The 15,119-nt window shown below is 74.6% G+C and carries 9 protein-coding genes; 3 read left to right on the top strand and 6 right to left on the bottom strand.

From position 1 onward, the window contains the following. Window positions 1-17: 17 nt before the first annotated feature. Together RTG05_RS20720 and RTG05_RS20715 are read right to left on the bottom strand one after the other, a co-directional pair. Entirely contained in the window at window positions 18-2,720 is a 2,703-nt protein-coding gene (locus tag RTG05_RS20720) for an ATP-binding protein (protein WP_315912101.1), read from the bottom strand. 193 nt (window positions 2,721-2,913) lie between these two features. After that, a complete protein-coding gene (locus RTG05_RS20715) occupies window positions 2,914-5,661 on the bottom strand; it encodes a S8 family serine peptidase (protein ID WP_166526680.1) in 2,748 nt (915 codons plus the stop codon). A 136-nt stretch (window positions 5,662-5,797) separates the two neighbouring features. On the opposite strand from RTG05_RS20715, the gene dcd reads away from it, so the two are divergent. Further along, a complete protein-coding gene (gene dcd / locus RTG05_RS20710) occupies window positions 5,798-6,388 on the top strand; it encodes a dCTP deaminase (protein WP_166526679.1) in 591 nt (196 codons plus the stop codon). Here dcd and RTG05_RS20705 read toward each other — a convergent pair. The 4 genes from RTG05_RS20705 to RTG05_RS20690 all read right to left on the bottom strand — a co-directional run bounded on the left by RTG05_RS20705 (window position 6,354) and on the right by RTG05_RS20690 (window position 12,225). Then, on the bottom strand, window positions 6,354-7,607 hold the full coding sequence (locus RTG05_RS20705) for an MFS transporter (RefSeq protein ID WP_166526678.1): 1,254 nt from the start codon (window positions 7,605-7,607) through the stop codon (window positions 6,354-6,356). The genes dcd and RTG05_RS20705 overlap by 35 nt on opposite strands. Continuing rightward, window positions 7,604-8,590, bottom strand: a complete 987-nt coding sequence (locus RTG05_RS20700; protein ID WP_315912100.1) for a DUF389 domain-containing protein — start codon at window positions 8,588-8,590, stop codon at window positions 7,604-7,606. The genes RTG05_RS20705 and RTG05_RS20700 overlap by 4 nt, the downstream gene beginning before the upstream one ends. 20 nt (window positions 8,591-8,610) lie before the next feature. Then, complete coding sequence (locus RTG05_RS20695; protein ID WP_166526677.1) at window positions 8,611-10,965, bottom strand: (Fe-S)-binding protein; 2,355 nt, start codon at window positions 10,963-10,965, stop codon at window positions 8,611-8,613. A gap of 267 nt (window positions 10,966-11,232) precedes the next feature. After that, complete coding sequence (locus RTG05_RS20690) at window positions 11,233-12,225, bottom strand: type IV toxin-antitoxin system AbiEi family antitoxin domain-containing protein (RefSeq protein ID WP_166526676.1); 993 nt, start codon at window positions 12,223-12,225, stop codon at window positions 11,233-11,235. 311 nt (window positions 12,226-12,536) lie between these two features. On the opposite strand from RTG05_RS20690, the gene dnaK reads away from it, so the two are divergent. Both dnaK and grpE read left to right on the top strand, forming a co-directional pair. Beyond that, the gene (gene dnaK, locus RTG05_RS20685) at window positions 12,537-14,414 is read left to right on the top strand and encodes a molecular chaperone DnaK (protein ID WP_166526675.1); all 1,878 of its coding nucleotides are present in this window, start codon (window positions 12,537-12,539) and stop codon (window positions 14,412-14,414) included. Beyond that, window positions 14,411-15,100: a nucleotide exchange factor GrpE gene (gene grpE / locus RTG05_RS20680; RefSeq protein WP_166526674.1), complete on the top strand. Its 690-nt coding sequence runs from the start codon at window positions 14,411-14,413 to the stop codon at window positions 15,098-15,100. The genes dnaK and grpE overlap by 4 nt, the downstream gene beginning before the upstream one ends. The last annotated feature ends 19 nt before the right edge of the window (window positions 15,101-15,119 follow it).

Here is a 15,119-nt window from a genome sequence, read left to right as displayed (position 1 = left end):
GGGGCGTGCTGAGGAGCCTACCGGAGCCTCCCGTCGGAGGGCAGCGGGGGCCCGGCCGAGCGGATGACCACCGTGGTGCCCGAGGGCCCCGGCGTCGCGACGACCTCCCCGACGGCGCTCATCAGCATCGAGCCCCGGCCACGGTCCATGCTCGGCACCCGCTCCCGCCAGCGGCGGTGGTCCCGCACGGCTACCTCCACCTGCCCGCCGGCGACCTCGACGTGCACGTCGACCACCGGCTCCGCCGGGTCCTGGGCGTGCTCGACGGCGTTGGTCGCCGCCTCGCAGGCCGCCAGCACGATGTCGTAGGCGCGGTCCTCGTCCAAGCCGGCCTCGGCGAACAGCGCCCGCAGCTGCCGCCGCAGCACCGGGATCGAGGAGGTGGCCGACGGCAACCGCCAGTGCCGCCGGACGGTGGTCCCGCGGGCGCCGGTCGGTGACACGGCGGTCGGTGGCACGGCGGTCGGTCGCCGCGGGTGCGGCGGCAGTGCACCGGTCCCCGCGCCGTCCTGCGCGGCGGCCGGCGACGGGGGCGGGCCCGGACGCGCCGCCGCGGCGGGCCCGGCGGCGCGGCCGGCGGCGCGCTCGAGCACCGCACGCAACCGCGCGACCAGCTCTGCGGACTCGAACGGCTTGGCCAGGTAGTCGTCGACGCCGGCCTCGAAGCCCTCCACCGCGGCCTCCTGGCCGGCGCGGGCGGTGAGCATGACCACCGGGACGTCGCGCACGGCCGGGTCCGCGCGCAGCGCGCGCAGCAGTTCGAACCCGTCCAGCCCGGGCATCATCACGTCGGTCACGACGACGTGCGGGCGGGCCGCGGCCACGGCGGCCAGCGCCTCCCGGCCGTCGGTGGCGGTCCGCACGGTGAACCAGGGGGACAGCAGCCGGGTCAGGTAGGCCCGCATGTCGGCGTTGTCGTCCACGACCAGGACGTCGGCCTCCGAGGCGGTCGCGGCCGTCCGGGGGCCGGCGCCGTCCACGTCGTCCCAGGGCGTGACGGCGCCGCCGCGTGCCGAGGACGACGGGACGGCGGGAGCGCCGGCCGGGGCGTCCGGCTCGCCGAAGGGCACCCGCACGGTGAACGTGCTGCCCACGCCCGGCTCGCTGGTCGCCTCGATCCCGCCGCCGTGCAGGGCGACCAGCTCGCGGGCCAGCGCGAGGCCCAGGCCGCTGCCCTCGCGGCTGCGCGCGGCAGTGCCGCTGCCGCGGTGGAAGCGCTCGAACAGCAGCGGCAGCTCCGCGGCCGGGATGCCGACACCCGTGTCGGCGACGGTGAGCACGAAGGCGTCGCCGTCGGCCCGCAGCGCGACGTCGATGCCGCCGACGAAGGTGTACTTGACGGCGTTGGCGACCAGGTTGAGGACGACCTTCTCCCACATCCGCGGGTCCACGTACGCCGGACGCCCCAGCGGGGGGCAGTCGACCGACAGCCGCAGTCCCGCCCGCTCGGCGGCGGCCCGCAGCACCCCGGCCAGCTCCGCGGTGAAGGCGGCGACGTCGGTCTCCACCCGCATCGCCGACGCCCGGCCGGCTTCGATGCTGACGACCTCCAGCAGGTCGTTGACCAGGCGCTGCAGCCGCTGGCCGTTGCGCAGCGCGAGGGTCAGCGACTCGCGGACGTCGTCGGGCAGCGCCGCCCCGTCCGCGGCGAGGGTGTCGGCGATCGGGCCGAGCAGCAGCGTGAGCGGGGTGCGCAGCTCGTGGCTGACGTTGGCGAAGAACGCCGTCTTGGCCCGGTCGAGCTCGGCCAGCGCCTCGGCCCGGGCCCGTTCCTCGGCGTAGGCGCGGGCGTTGCGGACGGCGGCGGTGAACAGGCCGGCGAGCAGCTCGTGGAAGGAGCGGTACTCCTCGTCCAGCACCCGGTTGGGGCTGAGGCCGACGACCAGCGCTCCCACGTGCTCGCCGTCCGGGCCGCCGAGCGGCAGCACGACGGCCTCGGTGACCAGGTCGCCGAACGGGCCGCCGTGGACGCCCAGGGCGGCGACCGACGGGGGCAGCAGCCCGTCCGGGGTGGCCGCCGTCCGGGGCAGGGACCCCGCCGGGCAGCCCACGGCCGCGGCACGGCGCAGGCCACCCGCGCCCGAGAGGTACACGGCGGCGAACGGCACGTCGAGGGGGGCGCCGGCCAGCGCGGCGGTCATCGCCGACACCGTGGCCGACTCCTCGGCGAGCCCGCCACCGCAGGTCGCCACGTCGTGCAGCAACCGCTGGCGCCGCTCGGCGAGCACCTGCCGGGTGACCTCGGTGCAGACCGCGAGCATCCCCGCGACCCGCTCGTCGTCGTAGGCGGGTGCGTGCGAGACGGTGAAGTAGGTCTCCTCGCGGTAGCCGGCCCGTTCGAGCAGCAGCAGCAGCTGCGGGATCCAGCTCGGCTCGCGGGTGGCCATGGCCTGCTCCACGGGGCCTTGCAGGGCGCTCCAGTGCTCGGCCTGGGTGACCCGCAGGTCGCGCCCGATGGCGTCGGGGTGCTTGGCGCCGATCAGCGTGGCGTAGCCGTCGTTGTAGACCTGGGTGTACTCCGGACCCCAGGTGAGGATCATGGGGAACCGGGAGGCCAGCACGGTGCGCACCGTGTGCCGCAGACTGGCCGGCCACGCCTCGACCGGTCCCAGCGGGGTGCGGGACCAGTCCAGGGCGGCCATCAGCCGGCCGGTGGCACCGCCGTCGCGGAAGAGCTCGTCGTCGCCGGGGGCGGGCGACGCGGAGGGGCTCGCGCTCACCTGCCGGAGCACCTCCCGTGCTGGTCGTCCACCCCCACCCCGACGGGACCGGATGCGTCGGGTTCGCACACCCGGCCGGAGGCCGGGTGCGAGACAGGAACGGTACCCCGGCGGGTCGGCGGCGCAGCGCCGGTGCGGGTGGTGGCGGCCCGGTCCGGCGACGCCCGCAGGCGCCGCCGGACCGGGCTCCGGATCAGACCGCGCGACCCGGGCAGGACACCGCGCAGCTGGTCGACAGCACCGGCCGCAGTGCCGCGAAGGCCGCGTTGCGCACCAGCCGCTGACCGTCCGGACCGGTGCGGACCTCCGGTCCACCGGTGGCGCCACCCGGGCCACCGCCGGTGCCGTCCGTGCCGTCGGTACCCGGGTCGACCGGGCTGCCCGGCGTGTCGTCGCCCGGGCCCACGGCAGGCTGGGCGACGTAGGTCAGCGCCGCGGACAGCACCTCCTCGCGACCGTCGGGTGCGAAGACGTGGACGTCGTAGACGCCCGGCACGCGAGCCGGTGCCCGGAAGTCCAGCGCCGTGGCCGTGCCGCGCAGCACCTCCGCCGCCGCGCTGGAGCCCACCCGCACCCGCGCCCCCTCGGGGAGCGCGCTGCCGGTGATGGTCACCGTGGTGCCGCCGTCGTCGCCCACCACGGCCGGGCTCAGCGAGGTGATCCCGAACGGGCCGCTGCCGGGGTAGGTCACCTCGCCCCCCTCCTCGGGTGCCGGACCGGTGCCCGGGCCGCCGTCGGAGCCGTCGCCCGGGCCACTGCCCGGGCCGCTGTCACCAGGCGTGCCGGTCGGGGAGTCGGAGCCGTCCGCGGGGTCCGGGGTCGGGGTGCCGGAGGGCACCTCCACGTCGGGGGTGACCGGGTCGGCCGGCGCGCCGGGCGCGGTGCCGCCGTCCGGGCCGCCGTCCCCCGGCGGGGTGGTGGTGCCGTCCGGGACGGACCCGTCCGCCACGTCGGGGGACGGGCTGCCACCCGGCTCGGTCCCGGGCGGGCCGTCCGGGGCGGGCGTGCCCGTGTCCCCACCGCCGTCGGGGGTGTCCCCACCCGCGCCGCCGTCCGGGGTGCCGGCGTCCGGGGTGGCGCCGCCCGTGCCCTCGTCCGGGGTGCCGGTGTCGGGGGTGGTGCCGCCCGTGCCGTCGTCCGGGGTGCCCGGCGTGGTGCCGTCCGGCACCCCGCCGTCCGGGGAGCCGCCGTCCGGGGTGGACGTGCCGTCCGGCGGTGCCGGCGCAGCCGTCGTCCCGACCAGCAGGGGTGCGGCGTACGTGCGTCCCAGGGGGGCGCCGTCGCGGTCGAGCTGCACGGTGAGCACGTAGCGGCCCTCGGCCAGCTCGACGGTGGGGGACAGGTCGAGGTCGGCCGGTGCGTCGGCGCGACCGAGGGGGAAGCGCGCCGTCCCGGTGTCGTCGGTCGCCAGCGTGTTGCCGCCGACGGTGAGCTCGGCGCCGGAGAGGGCCCAGACCTCGCCCTCGTGCTCCATGCCGAGACCGATCGTGACGCCGTAGTCACCGGTCCCCGGCGATCCCGCCGCGCTCACCTGCGGGGTCACCGGGCCCGGGGCGCCCCACATCGAGCTGAACGTGTACGAGACGCTGCCCGTGGTGCGGGCGGGCAGCCGGCTGAGCGAGAGCCGGCCGCCGGTGACCGACCGCCCGGCGAACGCCGGGAGGACGTCGACGTCCTCCAGGAGGGCCTGGCGCAGCTGTTCCGGCGTCGCGTCGGGCAGCACCTGCCGGTAGAGCGCGACGGCGCCGGCCACCTGCGGCGAGGCGATCGACGTCCCGTTGATGACCCGGTAGCCGCCGTCGTTCCAGGTGCTGAACACCCAGCTCCCGGGCGCGAACAGGTCCACCGACCCGGCGCCGTACGCGGAGAAGTCGCTGATGCCGTCGGAGGCGGTGGAGGCGCCGACGGTGATGACGTTGGGCTCGGTCAGGCTGGCCGGGTACATCGGTGTGACGTCCCGGTCGAGGGAGTCGTTGCCAGCGGCGGCCACCACCACGACGCCCTTGCTGGCGGCGTAGGAGACGGCCGCGCGCAGGTTGTCCAGCACCCACCCGCTCTGCGCCCCGCCCCACGAGGCGTTGACGACGTCGGCCCCGTGGTCGGCGGCGTAGCGGATGGCCTCCGCACCCAGCACCGGGTCCACGCCCTCGCCGCTGCCGATGACCAGCGGCATGAGGGTCACCCCGGGCGCCACGCCGGCGGTGCCCTGACCGTTGCCCGTACGCGCGCCCACGGCGCCGGCGACGCTCGCCCCGTGCGTGCCGCCGGCGCCGTTGTCGACGTCGGCGCTGTCGGTCGTGAAGTTCCAGCCGTGGCAGTCGCCGGCCCGGCCGTTGCCGTCGGTGTCGGTGGTGCCGCAGGGCTCGGCCGGGTTGGTCCACAGCGCGCCGGCCAGGTCCGGGTGGTCGGAGTCGTAGCCGGTGTCGACGACGGCGACCACGACGCCCTCGCCGGTGCCGACCTCCCAGCCGGTGGTGACGTCGTCGTCGGCGTCGGCCCGGGTGGCCTGGCCGTACGCGTTGCTGCCGGTGTTCTCCAGGTTCCAGCCGTACTGCGGCCAGTAGGGGTCGGCCACCGACCCGGCGGCCACGGGGACGGTCGGGGAGACCTCCGCGTCGGCCACCCCGGGCAGCGCCTCCAGGTGGTGCGGGGCCAGACCGGAGGTGGCGACCAGCACCCGGTCCCCGCCGACCACCTGGGCGTTGACGACGCCGTCCGCGGAGCCCAGCGCCTGCACCAGGTCGGCCGGGGCGACGCCCTCGTCGGCGGTGAGCACGTAGCGGGTCAGCCCGTCGCCGGGGCCGAAGTCGGTGGCCTCCTGCACGTCCGGGGCGGCCAGCGCGCTGACGGTCGCCGCCGCGGCGTAGCCGGCCACCGCGGAGGTGACCAGCACGACGGACAGCACGCCTCGGCGCAACGCCGCTGCTCGGGATCGGGACACGGACCCTCCACTCCACCGGTGCCGGCCGGGGACGGGCCAGCGCGAGGGGATCGGCGCGTCCGGTCGCCCGGTTGAGGGGCTGACCGGCGGGATTCGCCCGGAGGGGTGAGCGACGGCGGTCCCTACACTCCGCCGCATGCTGCTGTCCGACCGCGACATCACCGCTGCGATCGCCGAGGGCCGGCTGGGCATCGAGCCCTACGACGCGGCGCTGGTGCAGCCCTCCAGCATCGACGTGCGGCTGGACCGCTTCTTCCGGGTGTTCAACAACGCCCGCTACACCCACATCGACCCCGCGCAGCAACAGGACGACCTGACCACGCTCGTCGAGCCCGACGGCGACGACCCGTTCGTGCTGCACCCCGGGGAGTTCGTGCTCGGCTCCACCCTGGAGGTCGTCTCCATCCCCGACGACGTCGCAGCCCGCCTCGAGGGGAAGAGCTCGTTGGGGCGTCTCGGACTGCTCACCCACTCCACCGCGGGCTTCGTCGACCCGGGCTTCTCCGGCCACATCACCCTGGAGCTGTCCAACGTGGCCAACCTGCCCATCACGCTGTGGCCGGGCATGAAGATCGGCCAGCTGTGCATGTTCCGGCTCACCTCACCCGCCGAGCACCCGTACGGCTCGGCGGTCTACGGCTCGCGCTACCAGGACCAGCGCGGCCCGACGCCCTCGCGGTCCTTCCGCAACTTCACCCGCGCCGAGACGCGGCGTCCGGCGCTCTGACCGGGCCGGCCAGCTCGTCGTCCACGAACCGCTGGCGGGTCACCTGCCACCCGGTGACCAGCATGCCGGCCAGCCCGGCCAGCAGGACGACGAACATCGGCGCGTAGGAGCCGGTGCGGCCGAGCAGGACGCCGACCAGCAGCGGACCGGCCGCGGCCAGGACGTACCCCCAGCCCTGCACCGCGGTGGCCAGCGCGGCGGTGGACTGCGGTGTCCGGGCCCGCAGCCCCAGCAGCGCCAGCACCATGGCGAAGGTGCCCAGCCCGACGGCGAGGAAGGCCATCCACAGCCAGGGCACCGTGGTCGGCGCGACCCACAGGCCGACCCACCCGACGGTGTAGCAGCCGAGGAAGGTCAGCAGCAGCGGCCGCTGCAGGTGCGGCCGCACGGTCAGCGCGGGCACCACCGCGTGCACCGGGATGACCAGCAGCTGGTTGACGCCGAGCAGCACGCCGGCCGCCGCGGCGCTCAGCCCGGCGTCGCGCAGGTAGGAGGGCAGCCAGCCCACCAGCACGAAGGCCTGCAGCGCCTGGAAGCCGAAGAAGCAGGCGAACACCAGCGCCAGCGGGCTGCGGGCCAGCGACGACGTCCGGACGGCGGGCCGCGCCGCCGGGCCCCCGCCGGGCCGGACCGGGACGGCGAGCCACGGCAGCGCGGCCACCAGGGCCAGGACCGCCCACATGCCGAGCGCCCAGCGCCAGCCGTCCTCGCCGATGGCCCCGGCGACGGGAGCGGCGGTCACCGCGGCCACCGTGCCGCCGGCGGTGAGCGCGCTCGTGTAGGCGCCCACCAGCAGCCCGGTGCGCTCGGGGAACCAGCGCTTGACCAGGCCGGGCAGCAGCACGTTGCCCAGGGCGCCGCCGACCATCGCCAGCACCGTGCCGACGACGAACAGCCAGAACGCCCCGGCCACCGCGCGCAGCACCAGGCCCGCGGCCATGGCCAGCAGGGCGCCGGCGAGCACGTGCCCGTCGCGGTAGCGGGCGGCCAACGGGGGCCCGGCGAACCCGATGGCGGCGAAGCACAGCACCGGCAGGCTGGTCACCAGCCCGGCCAGGCCGCTGGAGACGCCGAGCCCGGCCTGCACCTCCTGCAGCACGGGCCCGACGCTGTTGACCGCCGTCCGCAGGTTCAGCCCGGTGAGGACGATTGCGGTGCCGACGAGGAGCAGGCCGCGGCGGGTCGCCCGGTGGCCCTGCCCGGGGTGGCCGGCCGTCACCGGCGCAGCCGGGGGCCCACCGCGTCGACCCGCGGGCTGGTCCGCGGCAGCCGGTGCCAGAGGTACTTCTGCACGGCGAGGGTGACCGTCGCCGCCAGCAGGATCCCGACCAGGTTGATGCCGAGCTGGGTCGCGGCGCGCACCAGCTCGGTGCCGCCCTCGAGGGCCAGGGACAGGCCGATGTCCGCGGCGGCGGGCACCGTGGTGACGGAGATGAAGACGCCGACCAGCGCGCCGCTCTTGGCCGCGGTCAGCGACAGCACGCCGGCCACCCCGGCGAGCACCGCCACGATCAGCGACCACCGGTCGGGGGCGGTGATGAAGCCGGTCTGCGGGCGGTCGTCGGACAGCTCCGAGGCGTCGAACCAGCCCAGCCCGCGGCCGACCAGCCCGGCCAGCGTGGTCGCCAGGATCGCCACCGAGAACCCGACCACCAGGGCCTTCGCAGCGCTGCGGGCGATCGACGGCCGGCGGTGCACCGCGGCCACCGCCAGCCCGGCCAGCGGGCCGAACTCCGGGCCGAGCACCATCGCCCCGATCACCAGCACCGCGGAGTCCACGACGATGGCGATCCCGGCCAGCAGCGTGGCGATGACCAGGAAGGCCAGGTAGGAGACCGACAGCGCGGAGTCCGCGGCCGTCGTGCGCACCACCTGCTCCCAGATGACGGCGTCGGTGCCGTCGCCCGGGGCCAGCTCCTCGGCCCGCCGCGCGGCGTGCGAGACCGCGGCGTCGATGCCCTCCAGGGTGATCGCGCCGTCCTCGTCGATGCCGATCCCGCGCAGCCCGCGCACCAGGCCGTCGGCGGACTCGCGGGCCACGTCGGCCATCACCAGGTCCCCCGCGGGCACGAGGGAGACCCCGGGGAGGACGGCGACGTGCGCCGTCCCCGGGCAGTCCTCGAGCAGCCGCACGACCTCGCCGGTGCGGTCGGGGGGGACGGTGATCCTCAGGTGCAGCAGCACCCGGACGTTGTACCCCACACCCTCCCGGCGTCGCCCCGCTACTGGCCGCCGGACTCCGTCGGTGCCGCGCCCGGGCCGGACTGCCCGGCCTGGACCTCCCCGTGGCCGGTGCCCTGGGGGGCGGTGCCGCGGTCGGTCGGGCCCTCGGTGCCCGGGGTGGGCCCGGACTCGGTGCCGGGGGAGCCGGCCGCCACGCCCGCGGGGACCATCGAGCGGAGCAGGATCTGGCTCACGTCGAGCACCTCGACGTGCTCGGCGGCCTCACCGTTCTGCTTCTTGGTGGTCAGCGCGTCGGACAGCATCGTGATGCAGAACGGGCACGCGGTGGAGATGACGTCGGGGTCCAGGCCGAGGGCCTCCTCGGTGCGCTCCACGTTGATCCGCTTGCCGATCTTCTCCTCCATCCACATGCGGGCACCGCCGGCGCCGCAGCAGAAGCCGCGGTCCTTGCAGCGGTGCATCTCCTGCGTGGACAGGCCCTGCACGGCGCCGAGGATCTCCCGCGGGGGCGTGTAGACCTTGTTGTGCCGGCCGAGGAAGCACGGGTCGTGGTAGGTGACCTTGCGGTCGACCGGGGTGACGGGGGTGAGCCGGCCCTCTTCCACCAGCTGGCTGAGCAGCTGGGTGTGGTGCACCACCTCGTAGTCGCCGCCGACCTGCGGGTACTCCCGGCCGAGGGAGTTGAAGCAGTGCGGGCAGGTGGTGACGATCCTGCGGGCCCCCGGCCCGCGGCCCTCGAAGACGCCGTCCAGCGTGGCCACGTTCTCCTGCGCCAGCATCTGGAAGACGAACTCGTTGCCCATCCGGCGGGCCGGGTCGCCCGAGCAGGTCTCCCCGGAGCCGAGGACGGCGAACTCCACGCCGGCGGTGTGCAGCAGCTCGGCGACGGCCTTGGTGACCTTCTTGGCGCGGTCGTCGATGGCCCCGGCGCAGCCCACCCAGAACAGGTACTCGACCTCGGCGTCCAGCGGGCCGTCGGCCGTGCGGACGTCGAAGTCCACCTCCTCGATCCACTGGTCGCGGGTGCTGGCCTGCACGCCCCACGGGTTGCCGCGGTTCTCCAGGTTGCGCATCATCACGCCGGCCTCGGACGGGAAGTTCGACTCGATGAGCACCTGGTAGCGGCGCATGTCCTCGATGTGGTCGACGTGCTCGATGTCGACCGGGCACTGCTCGACGCAGGCGCCGCAGTTGGTGCAGCTCCACAGCACGTCGGGGTCGATGACCCCGCCCTCCTCCAGGGTGCCGACCAGCGGCCGGTGCGCCTGCGCGTCGTTGGTCCCCTCGATGCGGGCGTACCCCGACGTCCAGACCTGCTCGTCGCTGGGCTTGAGGACGTCGTAGTCCGGCGCGGTCTCGCTCGCCTTCTGGGCACCCAGCAGGTACGGCGCCTTGGCGTAGAGGTGGTCCCGCAGGTCCATCACGACCATCTTGGGGCTCAGCGGCTTGCCGGTGTTCCACGCCGGGCACTGGCTCTGGCACCGCCCGCACTCCGTGCAGGTGGTGAAGTCCAGCATCCCCTTCCAGGTGAAGTCCTCGATCTTGCCGCGACCGAAGGTGGCGTCCTCGTCGGGGTCCTCGAAGTCGATCGGCTTCCCGCCGGAGGTCATCGGCTGCAGCGGGCCCAGTGCCTGGCCGCCGCCGGACTCGCGCTTGAAGTAGATGTTGAAGAAGGCGCTGAACCGGTGCCACGCGACGCCCATGTTGAGCACCCGGGACACCACGACCAGCCAGGCCAGCGAGACGACGATCTTGACGAAGGCGACGACGCTGAGCAGGTCGGGGCTGTCGGGCAGCACGGTGGCCAGCAGCCCGGAGACCGGGTGCGACCAGGACGGGGCGTCGGTGAGGCCGGAGGAGACCTTCAGCCCGCGGATCAGCAGGATGCACACGCCGACGGTCAGGACGACGGCCTCGACGAAGTAGCCGCGGCCCTCGTTGGAGCCGGCGAAGCGGCTGGCCCGGCCCTGCCGGCGCGGGTGGTCCCGCTGCCGCCGGTAGATCAGGTACAGGATGCCGAGGACCGTGCCGGCGCCGATGACGTCGGCGAAGAGGTTCCACAGCCCCCACTCGCCGATCAGGGGCAGGGAGAACGACGGGTCGAAGACCTCGCCGAAGGCCTCGACCAGGGTGAGGAACAGGCCGTAGAAGCCGATGAAGACGAACCAGTGGGCGACGCCGATGGCCGACCACTTGAGCATCCGGGTGTGTCCGAGGGACTCCACCGCCAGCGTCTTCAGCCGCGGGCCGACCGGGCCGGTGCGGGTGTCGTCGGGCTGGCCGGTCCGGATGATGCGGACCATGGCGCGCACGGCCCGGTAGGCCATCACGACGGCCACGACGAGGAGGAGGAGGCTGATCGTCCCGAGGACGACCTGCAGCGGGCCGGTCATGACGTTCCCTCCCGGACGCCGGCGTGGCGTCGGTCGATCCCCCACCCGCCACGACGGCGGGCGGGCGCAGCACCGTCGGGCCGACCGTGCGCGCGCACGCGTCGGACGATAGCTGCCGGCCGCACAGGCTACTCGCCGGTAACCCCTCCCGGCCGCCGTCCGCGGTGGGACTGCTCTGTCCCGCCGTCCGCACGGGCCCGCACTCGTCGGGTGGTGCCCGACCTCGCCCTGCAGCGCGAGGTCCGGCACCACGGAGCGAGGGTCGGCTCAGGCTGAGCGGCGTCGGCCACGCGCCCTCGGGGTGGTCGTGAAGCGCCGGCGCGTCGGGCCGGGGACGGCGAGCAACTCGCGGAGCCGTCGTTCGATCCGCGGCCAGGTGGCACCGATGTCCTCGTCGGCCACGCGCACGACCCGGATGTCGAGCGAGCGCAGCTCGTCCTCGCGCCGCTTCTCGTTCCACAGCACGCGCTCGGGTGTGCGTCCTCGCCAGGGGTCCGTGTACTTGACCTTCCCGTCGAACTCGACTGCCACCGCCGCGCCGTCGAACCACGCGTCGACCACGGCGATCAGCCGGCCCTCCGCGTGGATCTCGACCTGTAGTCCTGGCGTGGGTAGTCCGACGCCGACCATCCGCAGCCGGCCCCGGGTCTCCAGCGGCGACTCCGCCCGCCCGTCGGCCAGTCGGATGGCGCGTCGGGCCGCGGCGACCCCGCGCCAGGACTGCTGTGCTGCTGCGATGCGCGTCAACTCGCCGGGCGTCGTCGACTCGACGAGCAGGGCGGAGTCCATGGCGATGACGGCGTCCTCGAGTGGCCACTCGCGGGCGCAGTCGACGAGGGATCGGGCCATGGAGGTGAGCCGGAACGGGCCGCGCCGGACCACCTCGCCGGTGCTCAGGGGCGCGCAGGCCATCCGGAGACCTCGTCCTGAGCGCCACTGGAGCGGATCGGTCAGCCGGACGGTGCCGTCCAGCCGGTCGCTGACCGTCGCGCCGAGGAGCCGGGCCGCCGATCCGTGGCTGATGACCGTGTCCGGCCGGTCGAGGGAGAGCAGGGCGGCCAGGCAGTCCGCGCCGTGCCGCCGACCGTCCAGCTCCGCGAGGCGGTCGGCCGTCGTGTAGACCCCGCGACGGAGGCGCACCCAGGCGCCGGTGGCGCGGAGGGTGCGGACCTCGTCGTGGCCGTAGCCCGCACGCCGGGCGTCGACGGCGGTGAACAGCCCCCACTGACGGTCGGCCGCCGCTCGCAGGATCGGGTGCACGTGCCGAGTCTCACGTGCCCGGCCGGGCACGTGAGGGCTGGCCGCCCATCTGTGGACAGCGCGGATCGTCGTCCACGACCCCCACCGCGTGGGGCCCGACCTCGCCCTGCAGCGCGAGGTCGGGCACCACGCGACGAGGACGGCCACGCGCCGGCAGTGGTCCCGACGCACGCGACCACACCGGGGAACACGGCCGGGACGGGTGCCGTTAGGGTGGGCAGGAAAGTTGAGTGGACCCCGCGCAAGGCGTCCACCGGCTCCCTCCGGACCAGCACGACCACCAGCACACACGACAAGAGAGGCCAAGCTCCATGGCTCGAGCGGTCGGAATCGACCTCGGCACCACCAACTCCGTCGTCACCGTCCTGGAGGGCGGCGAGCCGACGGTCATCGCGAACTCCGAAGGCTCGCGCACCACCCCGTCGGTCGTCGCGTTCGCCAAGAACGGCGAGGTCCTCGTCGGCCAGTCGGCCAAGAACCAGGCCGTGACCAACGTCGACCGGACCATCCGGTCGGTCAAGCGGCACATGGGCACCGACTGGAAGACCGAGGAGATCGACGGCAAGCGCTACACGCCGCAGGAGATCAGCGCGCGCATCCTGCAGAAGCTCAAGCGGGACGCCGAGACCTACCTGGGTGAGCCGGTGACCGACGCGGTCATCACCGTCCCCGCCTACTTCGAGGACGCCCAGCGCCAGGCCACCAAGGAGGCCGGTGAGATCGCGGGCCTCAACGTCCTGCGCATCGTCAACGAGCCGACCGCGGCCGCGCTGGCCTACGGCCTGGACAAGGGCGAGACCGAGCAGACGATCCTCGTGTTCGACCTCGGCGGCGGCACCTTCGACGTCTCCCTGCTGGAGATCGGCGAGGGCGTCATCGAGGTCAAGGCCACCGCCGGTGACAACCACCTCGGCGGCGACGACTGGGACCAGAAGGTCGTCGACCACCTGGTCCGCACCTTCAACGTCTCCAACGGCATCGACCTGTCCAAGGACAAGCTGGCCATGCAGCGGCTGCGCGAGGCCGCCGAGAAGGCCAAGATCGAGCTGTCCGGCGCGCAGTCGACCAACGTGAACCTGCCCTACATCACCGCCGGTGCCGACGGCCCGCTGCACCTGGACGTCACGATCACCCGCGCGGAGTTCCAGCGGATGACCCAGGACCTGCTCGACCGCACCCGCGCGCCGTTCAACCAGGCCATCCGGGACGCCGGCGTCTCCGTCGGCCAGATCGACCACGTCGTCCTGGTGGGTGGCTCGACCCGCATGCCGGCCGTCACCGACCTGGTGCGCGAGCTCACCGGCGGCAAGGAGCCCAACAAGGGCGTCAACCCCGACGAGGTCGTCGCCATCGGCGCCGCCCTGCAGGCCGGCGTCCTGCGCGGTGAGGTCAAGGACGTCCTGCTGCTCGACGTCACCCCGCTGTCCCTGGGCATCGAGACCAAGGGCGGCATCATGACCAAGCTCATCGAGCGCAACACCACGATCCCGACCAAGCGCTCGGAGATCTTCACGACGGCCGACGACAACCAGCCGAGCGTGCAGATCCAGGTGTTCCAGGGTGAGCGCGAGATGGCGATGTACAACAAGAAGCTCGGCATGTTCGAGCTGACCGGCCTGCCCCCGGCGCCGCGCGGCGTCCCGCAGATCGAGGTCGCCTTCGACATCGACGCCAACGGCATCGTGCACGTGTCGGCCAAGGACCTCGGCACGGGCAAGGAGCAGTCGATGACCATCACCGGCGGCTCGGCCCTGCCCAAGGACGACATCGAGCGGATGATGAAGGACGCCGAGGCGCACGCCGAGGACGACAAGCGCCGCCGCGAGGAGGCCGAGACCCGCAACCTGGCCGAGTCGCTGCAGTACCAGACCGAGAAGTTCCTGGCCGAGAACGGCGACAAGATCCCGGCCGAGAAGAAGGAGGAGCTCGGCGAGGCGCTGACCGAGCTGCGCTCGGCCCTCGGCGGCTCGGACTTCGCCGCGATCAAGGCGGCCCAGGAGAAGGTCGCCCGGGTCTCCCAGGAGGTCGGCGGGGCCCTCTACGCCCAGCAGGCCGAGGCGGGTGCCGGTGACGCGGGCACGCCCGGCGGGGCGACCGGTGGTGCCACCGGTGCGACCGCGGCGGACGACGACGTGGTCGACGCCGAGATCGTCGACGAGGGCCCGGACCAGGGCGCCGACCGCCGATGAGCGAGCGGGAAGAGCAGCCGCGGGTCGTCATCCGCGACAAGCGGCGCATCGACCCGATCAGCGGCACCGTGCGGGTGCCGGCCGGGAACGCACCGGCCGGCGCCCGCCCGGGCGTGGACCCTTCAGAGGAGCAGATGAGCGAGCAGCAGGCCCCCGACGGCACGCAGCCGACGGTGGTGGACGACGACCTGTCACGACAGCTGGCGGAGCGGACGGAGGACCTCCAGCGGGTCACCGCCGAGTACGCCAACTACCGCCGCCGGGTGGACCGGGACCGCCAGCTGGTGGTCGACCAGGCCGCCGAGCGGTTCGCCACCCAGCTGTTCCCGCTCGTCGACGACATCGAGCGGGCCCGCGACCACGGGGACCTGACCGGCGCCTTCAAGGTGGTCGCCGACCGGGTGCTCGGGCTGCTCGACGGCCTGGGCGTGACGGCGTTCGGCGTCGCCGGCGACCCGTTCGACCCGGCGCTGCACGAGGCGGTCATGCACGACACGTCCGCCGACGTCGACGTCCCGACCGCGACCACGGTGCTGCGGCAGGGTTTCCGCCGCGGGGACCGCGTGCTGCGGACGGCGATGGTCGCGGTCACCGAGCCCGAGGGACCGGTGGCCGCCGCGCCCGCCGACGGGACCGCCGGCGTGCAGCCGGGCGGGGAGCCGACGTCCGGCCCGACGTCGGACTGAGCCGGGAGGGAGGCGCCCG

It is taken from the genome of Geodermatophilus sp. DSM 44513, assembly GCF_032460525.1.
In the GTDB taxonomy this organism is placed as follows: Bacteria; Actinomycetota; Actinomycetes; order Mycobacteriales; family Geodermatophilaceae; genus Geodermatophilus.
Note: the sequence above shows the minus strand (reverse complement) of the source record. Positions and strands in the feature narration are given on the sequence as shown.